General features: G+C 31.5%; 10 protein-coding genes and 1 rRNA gene. All 11 read left to right on the top strand.

Annotated elements, in window-relative coordinates; all coding sequences use genetic code 11:
• Window positions 1-146: 146 nt before the first annotated feature.
• Window positions 147-2,426, top strand: a complete 2,280-nt coding sequence (locus tag JHL18_RS15950) for a glycoside hydrolase family 65 protein (protein WP_200270976.1) — start codon at window positions 147-149, stop codon at window positions 2,424-2,426.
• A gap of 254 nt (window positions 2,427-2,680) precedes the next feature.
• Entirely contained in the window at window positions 2,681-6,172 is a 3,492-nt protein-coding gene (locus JHL18_RS15945) for a PAS domain S-box protein (RefSeq protein WP_200270974.1), read from the top strand.
• Window positions 6,173-6,325: 153 nt separating this feature from the next.
• A complete protein-coding gene (locus JHL18_RS15940) occupies window positions 6,326-7,729 on the top strand; it encodes a M24 family metallopeptidase (protein WP_200270972.1) in 1,404 nt (467 codons plus the stop codon).
• Between the two features lie 354 nt (window positions 7,730-8,083).
• Entirely contained in the window at window positions 8,084-9,586 is a 1,503-nt protein-coding gene (gene xylB / locus JHL18_RS15935; protein WP_200270970.1) for a xylulokinase, read from the top strand.
• Window positions 9,587-10,127: 541 nt separating this feature from the next.
• Entirely contained in the window at window positions 10,128-11,276 is a 1,149-nt protein-coding gene (locus JHL18_RS15930; protein WP_200270968.1) for an ROK family transcriptional regulator, read from the top strand.
• 204 nt (window positions 11,277-11,480) lie between these two features.
• On the top strand, window positions 11,481-12,128 hold the full coding sequence (fsa, locus tag JHL18_RS15925) for a fructose-6-phosphate aldolase (protein WP_200270966.1): 648 nt from the start codon (window positions 11,481-11,483) through the stop codon (window positions 12,126-12,128).
• A 9-nt stretch (window positions 12,129-12,137) separates the two neighbouring features.
• Complete coding sequence (gene tkt, locus JHL18_RS15920) at window positions 12,138-14,153, top strand: transketolase (protein ID WP_200270964.1); 2,016 nt, start codon at window positions 12,138-12,140, stop codon at window positions 14,151-14,153.
• Between the two features lie 140 nt (window positions 14,154-14,293).
• Window positions 14,294-14,917 (top strand): DUF4867 family protein, encoded by a 624-nt coding sequence (locus JHL18_RS15915; protein ID WP_200270962.1) that lies wholly within the window; start codon window positions 14,294-14,296, stop codon window positions 14,915-14,917.
• A 49-nt stretch (window positions 14,918-14,966) separates the two neighbouring features.
• Complete coding sequence (locus JHL18_RS15910) at window positions 14,967-16,439, top strand: L-fucose/L-arabinose isomerase family protein (RefSeq protein ID WP_200270960.1); 1,473 nt, start codon at window positions 14,967-14,969, stop codon at window positions 16,437-16,439.
• Between the two features lie 647 nt (window positions 16,440-17,086).
• Window positions 17,087-17,281, top strand: a complete 195-nt coding sequence (locus JHL18_RS15905; RefSeq protein WP_200270958.1) for a hypothetical protein — start codon at window positions 17,087-17,089, stop codon at window positions 17,279-17,281.
• Between the two features lie 504 nt (window positions 17,282-17,785).
• Window positions 17,786-17,987 (top strand): 16S ribosomal RNA (locus JHL18_RS15900); the annotation flags it as partial.

The following is a 17,987-nucleotide window of genomic DNA, read 5'->3' as shown; positions in this document are numbered from 1 at the left end:
ATAGTTTGTTAGATTCGATTGTAAACGTTTATATTTTGATGTTATTTTGAAGTTTTACAGAAAACTAGATATAGCTTTGAAATAAATTTGATACAAAGGGTACATTAAAAAAATAAAACAACTAAAACAGAAAGAGAGTATTAAATATGGAGAATGAATGGATTATAAGTGATAATAGCTTAGAAGAAAAGGACCTTTTGAAGAATGAAAGTCTTTTCAATGTATCAAATGGTTATTTAGGTGTTAGAGGTAATTTTGAAGAAAAGTACCCTGGGAATTATAAAACCATAAGAGGAACTTATATAAATGCATTTTATGAAGATGCCCCTATTCAGTATGGTGAGAAGGCGTATGCTTTTCCTGAAACAATGCAGAAAACTGTAAATGTCACTGATTCTCAGGATATTGATATAATAATAAATGGTCAAAAGTTTTCAGCCTTCCAAGGAACTATTAAAGATTTCAATAGGTATGTAGATATAAAAAAGGGATGTTACATAAGAGAGCTACACTGGGTTTCACCACTGGGAGAAGAACTTAAGATTAAAATAACGAGGATGGCATCGTTAAAGTATCTAGAACTGTTTGTTATTAATTATGAAATTGAAAAAGTAAACTTTGATGAAGATATTATCATTCAGTCATCAATTAATGGAGATGTGGCAAACTTTACCGACGAAAATGATCCTAGAGTAGGGACTGATCATGCAAAGATACTGTCTATAAAATCAATTACAGCAGAAAAAGGTGTTATGCAAATAGTATCTGAAACAGCAAACTCAAAAAATATTGTTGCAGTGACCACCAGACATCAATATGATACTGAAAATGAAATAACTGTTGAAAAGACAGAAAAAAGTGTCCATACAATTTTTAAAATTGGAACTGGAAGCAAGATAATAAATTTCACAAAGTATAATGTATATACTGATTCAAGACGACATAAAAATGTTGAAAATAGCGGTTTTGAAATATCAGAAAGACTAAGTTTTATATCTTTTGAAAGTTTACTAGAAACACAAGCAGAATACTTAAATAAATTCTGGGGGTTAGCTGATATAGATATTGAAGGTGATGAAAAACTTCACCAAGGACTTAAATATAATTTGTATCAACTACTTCAAGCAGTAGGGAAAGATGAAAAAAGTAACATAACCGCTAAAGGCTTAAGTGGGGAAGGGTATGAAGGACATTATTTCTGGGATACTGAAATATATATTCTCCCGTTTTTTACCTTATGCTACCCTCAATTAGCAAAGAGTTTATTAAGATATCGTTATAATATTTTAGATGCAGCCAGAGAGAGAGCCTTAGAAATGGGACATAAAAAGGGGGCTGCTTATCCATGGAGAACCATAATAGGTAAGGAGTGCTCTTCATACTTTCCAGCCGGAACTGCTCAGTATCATATTAATGGAGATATAGCTTATTCCTATGTGCAATACTATTTAGCAACAGGGGATTTTGATTTTGTAAAAGAATTTGGTGCAGAAGTGATTTTTGAGACAGCAAGGATTTGGCTTGAAATTGGTCATTTTCACAAAGGTTTATTTAAGATAGACGCAGTAACAGGTCCTGATGAGTATACAGCTATAGTAAATAATAATTACTATACAAATGTTATGGCAAAGTATAATTTAAAATGGGCAGTGAAATTTTATAATGAATTAAAATTCAAAGATGAGAAGATATTTAAAAGTTTAAGTGATAAGATAGGAATTACAGAAGAAGAAGTTGAAAACTTTGAAAATGCATATAAAAATATGTATTTGCCATACAATGAAGAGTTAGAGATAAATGCTCAAGATGATACATTTTTAAGTAAGGCAGTGTGGGACTTCGAAAACACGCCAAAAGAAAACTATCCTTTGCTCCTAAACTATCATCCACTAACAATCTATAGGTATCAAGTTTTAAAGCAGGCAGATACTGTGCTAGCTCATTTTCTTGTAGAAGATGAAGCAGATGTTAGTACTATCAAAAATTCATATGATTATTATGAAAAGATTACAACTCATGATTCGTCCTTATCTTGTGCAGCCTACAGTATTATGGCTTCTAAAGTAGGATATCCAAACCTTGCATATAAATATTTTATCGAAACTGCAAGATTAGACCTAGACGATACGCATGGAAATACTAAAGATGGCATACACACAGCAAATATGGGTGGAACTTGGATGGCTATAGTGTATGGATTTGCTGGATTAAGAATAAAAGAAGATTATATTTCATTATCTCCAAAATTGCCTAAAGCTTGGAATGAACTAAGTTTTGGATTTTCATATAAAGGTAATTATATCAAAGTTTATATGAAAAATGATAAAACAGAGATAGTAAGTGAAGGTAATTCTTTGATTATTTTGAAGTTGAACAAAACATTATATGAAATTACAGGAGATAAAAAGATTGAGATATTAAATTAGCACGATGAACCGAGTAATATGCTTAAAGCATGCATACTCGGTTCAATTTTATAGTTGATACTATGATCTAAACCTCTGCATAATAAGTTAACATAATTAACACTAAATATACATTATTTAAATAAAATTTAACATAAATTAGTATCTAATTGGTAAAAGTACAGGAAAAATTTAGTAGAAATTAGTAAAATATGATGTTATAATAACAGCGTAATATTGCAAAAGATTAACCTATTGGGAAACGGGGGATTTTTATGGGTAAACTAACTTTCTTAAAAGGCATAAAGGAAATTCCTTTTATTGTTGTGAATGATGGTCTTGTAGTTGAATTAAGCAAATCATTTGTTGAAATGACTAGCTTTAGTATTGAAGATTTTTTAAATAAAAAGATAACAGATGTATTAAGAATTTTAAGAGTCGGGCCAGGAGTCAACTATGATGATATAGATGACACTACCGACTATTTTTTCTTTACAAAATCATTAGAAGTTAAATTTGTAAATATACAGGTAATCGAGGATATATACTTTTTTTCAGAAAATCCAAATTCAAATTTTAGTGTAAAGATACCACTTGCCAATGCATTAAGTAAAGAAAATTACTTTGGTACTGCCATATATAGTATTCCAGATATGACACTTCTTAAAGCCAATGATAAATATGTAAGTTTTTTTGATGCAGGATTTGATAAAAGAGATAAATGTATTGGAAGACATATATCAGAATTTACTACAGGATTTAAAGATAGTAGTTATGAAGATATATGGATTAATGTTATTAAGACTGGTAAAGCGTATAACAATCCAGAATACAAGTATGAAGGTCTCAACCGTGGAATCACATATTGGAATTTATCAATCAATCCAATTTATTTAGAGGGTAACCTTAGATATTGTGTTGTGATAGAAACAGAAGTAACTGAACAAGTCTTTGCTAGAAAAAAAGTTGAAGAACAAGCAGATATAATAAGAGAACAAAACAAAATTTTAAAATGGCAAGCAGGTCTGATAAATCTTTCGAAAGATGCTATTTTTGCGTGGGAATTAGATGGAAGAATATTGTATTGGAATAAAGGGGCTGAACTAAAATATGGATATACCAGTGAGGAAGCTGTAGGTTGTGTTAGTCATGAGTTACTTAGGACAATTCACAAAGAGAATTTTAAAAACGTTAAAGAATCTTTGATTAATGATGAATTATGGAATGGAGAGGTAGAACACACTAGAAAAGATGGGACAAAACTTATAGTAGAAAGCAGTCATCAAATAATTGTAGATGAAGATGGACGTAAGATTATTCTTGAGACGAACCGAGATATTACTATGAGAAAGAAGATGGAAATTGATTTAAGAAATAAAAAAGATGAATTAGAAGAAATAATCCAAAGTATAGATGATGCAATTTTTATTTATGATGGTGATAAAAATTATTATATCACAAATAATTCTGCAAAGAAGTACTATCCAGATGCAGTGCTTAATAAATTCGGGGATGCTTACAATAGTAGTAAGCATTATGATTTAGATGGTAATGAACTTAAATTGGAAGATATGCCGTTCCAAAGGATATTCCAGGGCGATATTATTACAAACGACAGAGTTCTTATAAGAAATGATAAAAACTATAGATATGTAAGTATAAATGGAAGGCCTATTTATGATAAAGAAGGAAACTTTAAATTTGCAGTTATTTGTTGCCGGGATATAACTAAAGACATTGAAGATCATAAGATAATCGAACAGCAAAAAGAAGAGTTAGATATGATTTTAGATAATATGAATGATGGATTTGCTATTATAGATGGAAATGGAAACTATGTACGTGTTAACAAGAAAGTTAAACAGTGGTCGAAAATTGCTAATATTGGTCCAATAGGTGCTACCTTAGAAAGTACTAAGTACTACGATGTTAATGGAAGAGAGATTACTTATGAAGACTTACCAGCTACACGTATTCTGAAAGGTGAGATAATAAATCAGTATCAGATGCTTATGAAAGGTAATGGCATAAATAAATATTTTAGTGTTAGTGGGATTCCTATATATGATGAACAAGGTAACTTTAGCATGGGGGTTATCAATACACGTGATATAACAGAAATGATAAATCAGTCAAAAATGATTATGGAACAAAAAGAGCAATTAGAGGCAATAATTGATAATATTTCAGAAGAGTTGTATATAATTGACAAAGAGAGAAATTATTTAATGCTAAATAGTATTGCAAAAGATAGATATAACACCTTTAAGTTTAATAACTCAGAAGAATATACAAATAAAAATAAATTGTATGATCTCGAAGGAAATGAAATTGACTTTAATTCTACTCCTATTGCTAGATTGGCAAAAGGAGAGTATATAAAGAATGAAACAATTATAGTGAGTGATCCATACAAAAGATATATATCCATAAATGCAAAACCAATATTTGATAGTAAGGGACAGTTCGGTATTGGAGTAATGTTAACTAGAGATATAACAGAAAGAGTTCTGCAAGAGCAAAAGATTAAGCATCAGAATGATCAGTTAAATGCAATTATCGATAGTATGCAAGATGGATTAGGGCTTGTAAATAATAAAATGCAGATTAAATTCTTAAACCAATCAGCAAGAGGTTTTTTTTATGAAACTAGTGATGAAATAAAAGTTAGAAACACCTTGAATTGTTGCAAATACTACTATGGGATTGATGGTGATGAAATCCCGCTAGAAGACTTACCTGCCTATAGAGTCTTAAGTAAAGGTAGTTTTCAAAACTATATTCTCACAATAGATAGGCCTGATAAAAAGATTTATGCCAGTATAAACGGAAGTACTATTAATGATGGTGCCGATACTTTAAATGAAGGGATATTATCAATTAGAGACATAACTGAACAAGTAATGAAGGATAAGATAATAAATCAGCAACATCAGGCAGTACTACAGGCTGAAATAGAAAAAAGTAAAACTCTTCAGCAAGCAATTGAGATGAAAGATGAGTTCTTGTCATTAATATCCCATGAATTTAGAACTCCTCTTAATGTTATAAATGCAGCTGTACAAGCTTTGAATTTACTTTGTGGCGATGAATTATCAGAGAGATCCAAAAGATATATCAATACAATAAGACAAAATACTTTTAGACAGCTAAGACTTGTAAATAATCTTTTAGATATTACACGTGCTGATGCAGGTAGAATAAAAATTCATAAAAGAAATTTAGACATAGTGTTCTTAACAAAGTCTATTGTAGAGTCTGTAAAGTCTTATGCTTCACAAAAAGGAGTGACAGTAGCTTTTTCATCATCTGTGGAAAAGAAGATAATAGGAATGGATGACGAAAAATACGAAAGGATATTCTTAAATCTTCTTTCGAATGCCATTAAGTTTACACCAGAAGGTAAGAAAATACAAATTAAATTACGCACTATAAAAAATAATATACGTATTGATGTGAAAGATAACGGGATTGGAATACCACAGGATAAGGTAGATGTAATATTTGAGAGATTCGGGCAAGTTGATAGTTGTTTATCGAGGCAGGCAGAAGGATCAGGCATTGGGTTGTCGCTAGTTAAAAAATTAGTAGATGTTTTAGATGGAAGTATCTCAGTTAAGAGTAAAGTTGGTAAAGGAAGTACCTTTACTGTTTTATTTCCGATTGAAAAAGTAGAAGAGGAACACAATGAGATTTCAATGGGGGATTTACTAGATAACAGACTTGTACAAGTTACTACTGTAGAATTTTCAGATATATATTTATAAATGAGACTCCTTTGCAAAAATAAATAATAGCTTTTCTTATTATGAATAATAGCTCTAGACTGATATAATAATGAGCATAGAAATAAAAAATGTATCTTGTATGAACAAGTCATTTAATCATTATATTTATTTAGCGAGTTTTAGGAGGAAAAAATGAGAGACTATAGATATTCAAATGTTTATTTAACTGAAATAGATGTACCAGAATGTGATAACGATGGTATTCCGGTAATATTATCTGATAGAACAATGGAGGAAAGGAAAAATAAAGTTCTTTCTATTATGAAAAAGCAAGGCTTAGATTCTATTATTATATATAATGATCTTGAGCATGGGGCAAATTTTGAGTACTTAACTGGGTTCCTTACTAGATTTGAAGAAGGACTTCTAGTATTACATAGTGATGGGAAAGCCTATTTAATTCTTGGAAATGAAAATACTAAGATGGTTAATTACTCAAGAATACCAGCAAAATTAATTCATACCCCATATTTTTCTCTTCCTAATCAACCTATGGAGAATGAAGTAAGTATGAAACAAGTGTTTGTAAATGCAGGCATCAAGGTAGGTTTGCAAGTTGGATTAGTTGGATGGAAGAACTTTACGAGCAATCTTTATGATAATAGAACTTTTTTTGACTTGCCTTATTTTATTGTAGATGCAATTAAGGATATTGCAGGAGAACAACATATATGTAATGCAACACATATGTTCATAAATGCTGATTATGGAGTAAGAGCAACTAATAATGCTAACGAAATAGCTCATTATGAATTTGGTTCATCCTTAGCTTCAGATTGTATACTTAATGCTATGAATGCATTGGAAGTGGGAAAAACAGAGATGGAGATAGGAAACTATTTGAAGGTATATGGACAGCAAACTAATGTGGTTGCTATAAGTTCAACAGGGAATCGCTTTGAAAATGCTAATTTATATCCCTTAAACAAAAAGATAGAGCTTGGAGATAAGATTTCGCTAACCACTGGATATAAAGGTGGACTATCTAGTAGAGCAGGATATGCAGTAAGTAGTGATTCACAACTTCCTGAAGCAGTTAAGGACTATGTTGACGTAATTGCAGCACCATATTTTACAGCTATTGTAGCATGGCTTGAAAATATACATATAGGCATGAGTGGAAGTGATATGTATGACCTTATTGAAAAAGTTTTGCCAAAAGAAAAATATCACTGGTCATTGAATCCTGGGCACCTAACTGCAGATGAAGAGTGGATGTCATCACCAATTTACCCTAAATCTAAAGAAGCCTTGAAAAGTGGGATGCTATTACAAATTGATATAATACCTTCAATGCCAGGCTATGGTGGTGTTGGGGCAGAAAACGGTATAGCGTTAGCAGATGAAGGACTAAGAGAGGGCATAAAGAGTCAGTATCCAGAGGTATGGTCACGTATTGAAAAAAGAAGAAGATATATCAAAACTGTTTTGGGTATACAGTTAAGTGAAGAAGTGTTACCTCTATCAAGTACAGTAGCATATCTTAGACCTTATCTATTAAATAAGAAAAGTGCTTTTATATATAGAGAAAAGTAATAAAAAGGATATATGGTATAGGTTCTAATTATAAAAGTCTTTATGAATTGCTAATCACATTTAATTGTGATTAGCAATTTTTTTTTTGAAATTGAAGAAAATATCTTTAGCAAAGTTTTATGGAAAAGTTTACAAAATGTATTGACTAAGAAGAAAAGTGGCAGTACAATAAACTTATTAAATAACATTTAAAAAGTTATTTTAAATGCAGATTAAAAAGAATAAATTTCACAAGAGTATGAAAGTAAAGAGATATAGTTCAAATCCAATAATGTTTATAGAAGATGGTAAATTAAGGAGAAGAAACTAAATAATATGTAAGAAAAACTAATTATTAAGATTGGAGAGTAGAATATGAGATATCTATTAGGTTTGGACATTGGAACATCAGGAACTAAAACAGCTTTATTTGATGAAGAGGGAAACACTATAAAGACTGCAACCTATGAATACGAGTTGTTTCAACCACAAGTAGGCTGGGCAGAACAAAATCCTGAAGATTGGTGGGAAGCATGTGTTAAAGGTATCAGAGATGTAATAGAAAAAAGTGGTGTACAAACTGATGATATAAAGGGAATTGGCTTAAGTGGTCAAATGCATGGACTTGTTTTAGTAGATAAGGACAATGAGGTTATAAGAAATTCTATAATATGGTGTGATCAAAGAACAGAAAAAGAATGTGATTACATGACTGAAGTTATAGGAAAAGAAAGATTGATCAAGATAACAGGAAATCCAGCTTTAACTGGATTTACACTTTCCAAGTTATTGTGGGTTAGGAACAATGAACCTGATAATTATGAAAAGATATATAAGATTCTTCTTCCAAAAGATTATATAAGATTTAAGCTAACAAATGTATTTGCTACGGAAGTTTCAGATGCAAGTGGTATGCAGATGCTAGATATTAATACAAGAAATTGGAGTGAAGAACTTCTTAAAGATTTAAGTATAGATAAGAACATATTAGCAGATGTGTATGAATCAATAGTCGTAAGTGGACATGTTTCGGAGGATGCGGCAAAATTAACTAATTTAGCACAAGGTACACCTGTGGTTGGTGGAGCAGGAGATCAAGCTGCTGGAGCAATAGGAAATGGAATAGTGAGTGAAGGAACAATATCAACAACAATAGGTACATCAGGAGTTGTTTTTGCAGCAACAGATTCACCTAGGTTTGATAAGGAAGGAAGAGTTCATACTTTATGCCATGCAGTACCTAATAAGTGGCATATAATGGGGGTTACTCAAGGTGCTGGACTGTCCTTAAACTGGTTTAAGAGAACTTTCTGTGCAAAAGAAGTAGAAGATAGCGAAAAATTAGGAGTTAATATATATGATTTATTAACTGAAAAAGCATCGAAATCAAATCCAGGATCTAATGGCATAGTTTATCTGCCATATCTTATGGGTGAAAGAACACCACATATAGATCCTAATGTAAAAGGTGCATTTTTAGGAGTATCACTTATAAATAATCATGAAGATTTTGTTAGAAGTATCATAGAAGGTGTAAGTTTCAGTCTTAAAAATTGCCTCGATCTAATAGAAGACATGGATGTAAAAATAGATGAAATTAGAGTAAGTGGTGGTGGAGCAGAAAGTAGTGTGTGGAGACAGATATTAGCTGATATTTTCCAATATTCATTAAATACAGTTAAGGCTTCAGAAGGTGGAGCTTTAGGTGTAGCAATATTAGCAGGTGTTGGAGTTGGAATATACGATTCAGTAGAAGATGCATGTAGGAAAATTGTAAAGAGTAATTCAAAAGTAGAACCTAATTTAGATTTAAAAGAAATATACACAAAGGTATATCAAGCATATAATTCAGCTTATCCTAGAATAAAGGGATTTTAAATATATAGATATTTCGGTTCTATGTTATAAAACTAGCTGCAAATCTGTTAACTATTGACGTTAAATCAATTATCAATTTAGATTTGATATGGAACTGTTATATTTATAATTACTTAAATTTAAAAATATAAATACTTTATTAAAGTAGTACATCAAGAGATCATATGTACTAAGAGAATTAGAGACATCTTCAAATAATATAACTAAGTTTAAGGATAGTTTTTAGCTCTAATACTGAAATAGCATGTTTTATAATGTCTAAAACACTTGATTTTTGATGATTTTTAAGCAAAAATGAATTAAAGATGAACCACTTCGATCCGAAATCTATTTTTAAAACTCTCACAGATTCTGGTGAGAGAATTTAGAAATAATAAATTTTATTACGAAGTGATTCATCTATAATGGATGTTTAGTTATTATAGTAAATGAATAGCAGAATTTATAATCCATAAGTTGCAACAATTTAACAACGTAGAACAGTGTTATTTTTCTTAAACTACCATTGTTTATATGTTATTTGAGAGGAGTATTTTCAGATTTGATAGAAGTGAACCATAGTAAAATTAAAGAGACAAACAGAAAAAAGATAATTGGGCTATTATTAGAAAGAAATGAAATCACAAAACTTGATATTTCAAGGATATTAGATATAAGTATAACTACAGTTTCTACAAATATAACAGAATTAAAAAGTGAAGGTATTGTAGAAGATGTAAGATCTTTAGAGTCAACTGGTGGAAGAAAGGCAATTGCTATTAAGCTAAACGAAAATTGCAGATATTCTATTGGAGTTGCATTAACACCAAATCACATTAAGATATCTTTAGTTAATTTAAAAAGAGAGATTATTGATAATATAAGAATCAGACATAAAAACAGTGGAATGGAAGAACTTATTGCCATAATCAAAGAAAACTTAGAGTTTATTATGAAAAAATATGAGCTTAATGATAAAAAATTGTTAGGTATAGTATTTTCAGTCCCGGGAACTGTAGATTTTGAGAAGGGGATTATTAAATATGCGTACCTTCTAGAAGCAAAGGACTTCAACTTAAAGGAGAAATTTTTGTATTTGAATGTTCCTATTTATGTAGATAATGAAGCAAATCTATCAGCTTATTATGAATTTTTGAATAGAAAAGATATGCTAAAAAATCTACTTTATGTTTCAATAACAGATGGATTAGGCCTCGGCATAGTAATTGATAGGAAAATATATAGAGGTGACAACAATTCATCTGGAGAACTAGGACATATTAAAATATCTATTAACGGTAAAAAATGCAAGTGTGGTGCAAATGGATGTCTTGAAGCCTATACATCAATGAATTCTTTAATTGAGAATTATAATGAAATAGCTGAAACACCTATTTATGACATATATGAGTTTGAAGAAGAATATAGTCAACATAATGAACTTGCAATAAAAGTTTTAGAAGAATATTTAGGCATTCTAGGAATTGGTATTTCAAGCTTAATTATGATATTAGATCCTAGCTGCATAGTAGTAGGTGGAGATATAAATAGTTTACTGAAAGATAAGATGGCTATACTAAGAGAAAGCGCGTATAAAGACAATTCCTTTACCAATGAAAATAATTGTAATATTAAATTAGCTAATTTTAAAGAATCTTACCTTTTGGGAGCAGCAATGATGCCAATAGAGGAATTCTTGTTAATTAAATAATTGAAAAGTTAATATACAAACGGGTTTCTATATAGAAATTAGGTTTATATAAATATTATATTTAGTATATATTTCAAGGCAAGAACAATATTTATAAATCCTATTTCAGTTGGAAGCCCAGTATTTTGAAAACTTATTAAATAAATTTTAAAAAGTAGTTGAAGAAGTTTTGTAGTGAAAAGATACGAGGAGGAGAGATTAAAAATGAAGTTTTATTTAGACACAGCAAATGTAGAGCATATTAAGCAGGCAAATAGAATGGGAGTAATTTGCGGAGTTACGACAAACCCATCGCTTATAGCAAAAGAAGGAAGAGACTTCACTGAGGTTATAAAAGAGATTACTGAAATAGTTGAAGGACCAATAAGCGGAGAAGTAGTTAGTGAAGATGCAGAAGGTATGGTAAGAGAAGGTAGAGAAATAGCTGCAATTCATAAAAATATGATAGTAAAGATTCCAATGACGGAAGAAGGGCTAGCAGCAACGAAGGTTTTAGCAAGTGAAGATATAAAAACAAATGTGACTTTAATATTCTCGGTAACCCAAGCCTTACTTGCAGCAAATGCAGGAGCAACTTATGTAAGTCCTTTCCTTGGAAGAATAGATGATATATCAATGGATGGAATGGAACTTGTTAGAGATATAGCAGAAATATTTGATATTCATTGTATAGATACAAAGATAATTGCGGCAAGTGTTAGAAATCCAATTCATGTTATACAAGCTGCAAAGGCAGGTGCACATATAGCAACTGTTCCTCACAGTTTAGTACTTCAGATGGTCAAGCATCCATTAACAGATCAAGGGTTAGAAAAATTTAAAGCAGACTGGGCAGCAGCTTTCGGAAAGTAGGAGGATATAATGAATAGAGAATTAGATAAGTTATCAATCAATGCAATAAGAGTGCTTTCGGCAGATGCAATAGAAAAATCAAAATCAGGGCATCCTGGACTTCCTTTAGGCGCAGCTACCATGGCATTTACTTTATGGACAAAGATGAATCATAATGGGAAAAATCCAAGATGGGATAATAGAGATAGATTTGTATTATCGGCAGGCCACGGTTCAATGTTAGAGTATTCTCTACTTCACCTATTTGGCTATGGAATAACAATTGAAGATATTAAAAATTTTAGACAAGTAGGAAGCTTAACTCCAGGTCATCCTGAATATGGTCATACAAAAGGTGTTGAGATAACAACAGGACCACTTGGACAAGGCGTATGCAATGCAGTAGGAATGGCTATAGCAGAAGCACACCTTGCAGAAAAGTTTAATAAACCTGGATTTAATGTAGTGGATCATTATACCTATGCCATAGCAGGAGATGGATGTCTAATGGAAGGCATCTCTGGAGAAGCATCTTCTCTTGCAGGTACTCTAGGTCTAGGCAAGCTAATAGTATTATATGATTCAAATAACATATCAATAGAAGGGAATACAGATATAGCCTTTAAAGAAGACGTAGCTAAAAGATATGAATCTTATGGATGGCAAGTACTACATGTTACTGATGGAAATGACATTGATTCAATTGAAAAGGCTATTGATATAGCAAGAGCTGAAGTTTCAAGACCATCGATAATAATAGTTAAAAATCAAATAGGATTTGGCTGTCCGGCTAAGCAAGGAAAAGCATCAGCTCACGGTGAGCCTCTAGGTACTGAGAATGTACTAGCAATGAAAGAAAACTTAGGTTGGAATACTGAAACTCCATTCTATGTCCCAGCTGAAGTATATTCAAATATGAATGCACATATAGAGAAGGGCATAGCTAAAGAAGAGGGTTGGAATGAATTGTTCAGGGAGTATTCTGTAGTATATCCAGAACTAGCAGAAGAGTATATGAGATGGATCAGTGATGAAATTAATAAAGAAGAATTGTTAAATAACGAAGATTTTTGGAGCTTTAATAAAGCCATGGCTACTAGAGAATCTTCAGGAATTCTTATAAATAGATTAGCAAATTTAATTCCTAATTTTATAGGAGGTTCAGCAGATCTTGCGCCTTCAAATAAAACATATATGGCAGGTAAAGGCGATTTTTCAGCAGAACATAGAAGTGGCAAAAACCTTCACTTTGGAGTAAGAGAACATGCTATGGCGGCTATTGTAAATGGTATATATGCTCATGGTGGACTTAAAGTATTCTGTGCAACCTTCTTTGTATTCAGTGATTATATGAAGGGAGCTATGAGATTATCTTCTTTGATGAAGCTTCCAATAGCATATGTATTAACTCATGACAGTATAGGAGTTGGAGAAGATGGACCAACACATCAGCCAATTGAACAATTAGCAAGTCTTAGAAGTATGCCAAACATGACAGTATATAGACCAGCAGACTCAAAAGAAACAGCTGCAGCTTGGTATTATGCTGTAACTAATGGTACTACTCCAACATCACTAGTATTAACTAGACAGAAATTACCACTATATGATGGCTGTGCAAAGAGAGCCTTAAAGGGTGGATATATACTTAAAGATTCTAAAAATTCTGTTCCAGATGTGCTTCTAATGGCTTCTGGATCAGAGGTAGAACTTATATTTAAAGCTGCAGAAGAATTAGAGGCAAAAGGTATAGATGCAAGAGTTATAAGTATACCAAGCTTTGAAGTTTTTGAAGCTCAAGGTGAAGAATATAAAGAATCAGTTATGCCAACATCAGTTAGAGCTAGAGTTGCAGTTGAAGCATTAACTTCTTTTGGTTGGCATAAATACGTAGGAATAGATGGAGAAATTATCTCTCTTGATACTTTCGGAGCATCAGGAAATCCTGAGACTTTATTTAAGCAATTTGGATTTACTGTAGAAAATGTGGTTAATAAGGCAGTAAAAGTAGTAAATAAAGGAGTAAAGGTCCAATTTAAAGTTTAAAAAATGTGATCCCTTGTTGAAATTGAGGTGTGACTCAATTTACCCGTTTACAAAATATTAATTGTAGAAGTACCTCAGTTTCGACATTAATATAAAAAATAATAAATCTTAATAAATATATAAATGAAAGGAATAACTATATGATTATTAAAAGTGTAAATGATAAAGAATTTAAGAAATATGGACAAATATTAAAGAATTATGATTGCAAAGAAATACTTGATAAAATGCAAAATACACCACTTCCAAAAGATGTAATCTATGAGCCATCTGTTAAAGAACTAGAGGCACTAACAATAGCAGAAGAACTAAAACAAAGAGAATTTGGAGAATTACCAATACAAATAGGTTTCTGCAACGGCAATAACTATATGCTAAATGCAGTAGAATACCATCGCACATCAGAAATAAACATAGCTGTAACAGATCTTGTACTTTTAATAGGAAGTCAGCAGGATATTGAAGACGATTACTCCTATGATACATCTAAAATAGAAGCATTTTTAGTTCCAGCAGGAACAGCTATAGAGGTATATGGAACCACACTACACTACGCACCTTGTAATGCTAAGGAAGATGGATTTAGATGTGTTGTTGTATTGCCAAAAGATACTAATCTACCTTTAGAACGCAAGATAGAAAAAGTGAATGAAGATGCCTTGTTATTTGCAAGAAATAAGTGGCTTATTGGACATAAGGATACTGATTTAGGTGAACTGGGAGCCTTTATAGGTCTTGTTGGAGAAAATATTTCAATAAAATGATAGTAAGAAAATTTAATATAATAAATTAAATAAAATGGAGGATTTAAAAATGAATAATACACCAAAAGTAAAGTTAGGAATTGTTGCAGTAAGTAGAGATTGTTTCCCAATGGAACTTTCAGCTAATAGAAGAAAGGCAGTAGTAGAAGCATTTAATGGAGAAATTTTTGAGTGTCAAACAACTGTAGAAAATGAAAAAGATATGAGAAAAGCTTTAACAGAAGTTAAAGAAGCAGGCGTAAATGCTTTAGTTGTTTTTCTTGGAAACTTTGGGCCAGAAACTTCAGAAACTTTACTTGCAAAAGAATTTGGAGGCCCAGTTATGTTTGCTGCTGCCTCTGAAGAAAGTGGAGATAACCTTGTAGGTGGCCGTGGAGATGCATATTGTGGAATGTTAAATGCAAGCTACAATTTAGCGCTTCGTAACATAAAAGCCTATATACCTGAATATCCAGTTGGTACTGCAGAAGATGTTGCAGAAATGATTTCCGAATTTGTTCCAGTAGCTAATACATTACTTGGATTAAATAACTTGAAAATAATATCATTTGGTCCAAGACCTCAAGACTTTTTAGCTTGCAATGCACCTATTAAGCAACTATACAATTTGGGTGTTGAAATAGAAGAAAATTCAGAACTGGATTTATTTGCAGCCTATAATGCTCATGCAAATGACTCAAGAATACCAGAAGTTATAGCTAGTATGGAAAAAGAACTTGGAGAAGGTAATAAAATGCCTGGTATCCTTCCAAAGCTTGCTCAATATGAAATTACATTATTAGACTGGATGGAAGAACATAAAGGATCAAGGGAATATGTTGTATTTGCAAATAAATGTTGGCCTTCTTTCCAAACTCAATTTGGTTTTGTGCCATGCTATGTAAACAGCCGTTTAACCGCTATGGGTATTCCTGTATCTTGTGAAGTTGATATTTATGGAGCTTTAAGCGAATATATAGGAACTTGTATAAGTCAAGATGTTGTAACTCTACTTGATATAAATAATACAGTTCCTGCGGATATGTATGAATCAGAAATAAAAGGGAAGTTTGATTACACATTAAAGGACACATTTATGGCATTCCACTGTGGAAATACAGCTGCTTGCAAATTAACTTGTGGAACTATGAAAAATCAAATGATAATGGCAAGAGCTTTAGAACCAAATCAAGAACCAAACATAACAAGAGGAACTTTAGAAGGAGATATAATACCTGGCGACATTACTTTCTTCCGTCTACAAAGCAATGCAGATGCAGAGCTAACAGCTTATGTAGCAGAGGGCGAAGTTCTACCTGTTGCAACTCGTTCTTTTGGAGCTATAGGGGTGTTCGCAATTCCTGAAATGGGAAGATTCTATAGACATGTATTAATACAAGGAAGATACCCACATCATGGAGCAGTTGCTTTTGGACATTTTGGAAAAGCAATATACAACTTATTTAGATATTTAGGCGTTAAAGAAGTAGGATTTAACCAACCTAAGGCAATGCTATATAAGACAGAAAATCCTTATAAATAGAAAACAGAGAATTATCAATATAATACAGTACAGAAGAATATGCATAATTAACAATGATTAGATTAAAAGTGAGTGGGAGATCTATAAATTACCACTCACTTATTTTGCTGTAAATTTTCTCATGCACGTTTAGAAAAGCAAATCTGTAAAAAAGTGCTTGCGATAATGTATTGATTTTATAACAAATATAAAAAATTAAATATTGTTATACTTTTTAATTTTTATATTTTTAAAAATATAAAAATTTATAGGAAAAATGCGCGGTTAGGGCTCGTGAACAAGTTTTGCTGTTGTTGAAAAAATTGATTAAGAAGTTTTTAGTATATTACTTTAAGGATGTACCACTTCGAACCGAAATCTATTTTTAAATTCTCTCACGGCTTCTGGTGAGAGGATTTTAATATAACAAGTTTTATCACGAAGTGATGACTCCGTAAAACTATGAAGTAAGAAAAATTTATCATAAGGTAAACATTTTATAAATAAATGAAGCGTATACTTAACTAGATATATTGGAACGATCAAGGGGATATATTTTAAATTAAAAGTTATAAGGATATATCGGATGCTCCTAAAAAGATTCACGATATAATGGATGTAATAATAAATGAAGAATATCACTTAAGTAGAAATTTTTGTTCTAATAAATGCTACAATTTGTTTTTTGGAAGAATGTAGTATTACGAAGTTCTTTATATAATGTGATTGAAAGTGAAGCAATGGGATGTCTTTTGATAACAACTTCAGATAAAATACCAGCGGCTATCTTGAAAGAAGTAATTTTAGAAGATTTAGAAAAATATGTTGAACAGAAAATTACATATATAGAAGATAATTTGTAAAAAAAGAAAATGTGTCGCCTGCCAAATTTTTTTTCATATTCATTCGGAAATGCAGATGCATAAAAAATATGTTTACATAGATTAAAGCTAGTAAGTTATATTATTTATGGACTATGTTACGGTGTAACAGTTCCGGGCGTGTCAATTTGTGGAATAAGGTGAAATACTGAGGAATATTAAACAATGGACAAGTAGTCTTGTCTAACAGTGTTTTATGCCTTATATATAATAAAACCATATGTTATTATAAGTTATGTCGCTGCAATGCAGAAAGACAAACACACAAAAATGAAAGTTTGTTTTTAGAAAATAAATTTTTAAAATGAGTGTTGACAAAAAAATCTTACGATGGTAAGATATAGAAGCTGTAAGATAAGCAGCAAAGTAAACTTGGTCTTTGAAAATTAAACAGAGAAGATAAACAAAGTCTAAAATTAGACTTAAACTAAACCAGCAATTCTTTTGAAAAAAGACTTACTAAGTAAGTAAGCTATGATTAAACTTTAAATTGAGAGTTTGATCCTGGCTCAGGACGAACGCTGGCGGCGTGCCTAACACATGCAAGTCGAGCGGAGAAAGCTCTTCGGAACTTTCTCAGCGGCGGACGGGTGAGTAACACGTGGGTAACCTGCCTTATAGAGGGGGATAGCCTTCCGAAAGGAAGATTAATACCGCATAACATTTTCGTTTCGCATGAAATGAAAAT

The organism is Clostridium yunnanense (assembly GCF_016595795.1).
GTDB classification, from domain to species: domain Bacteria; phylum Bacillota; class Clostridia; order Clostridiales; family Clostridiaceae; genus Clostridium_AR; species Clostridium_AR yunnanense.
This window is presented reverse-complemented; position numbering and strand designations above follow the sequence as displayed.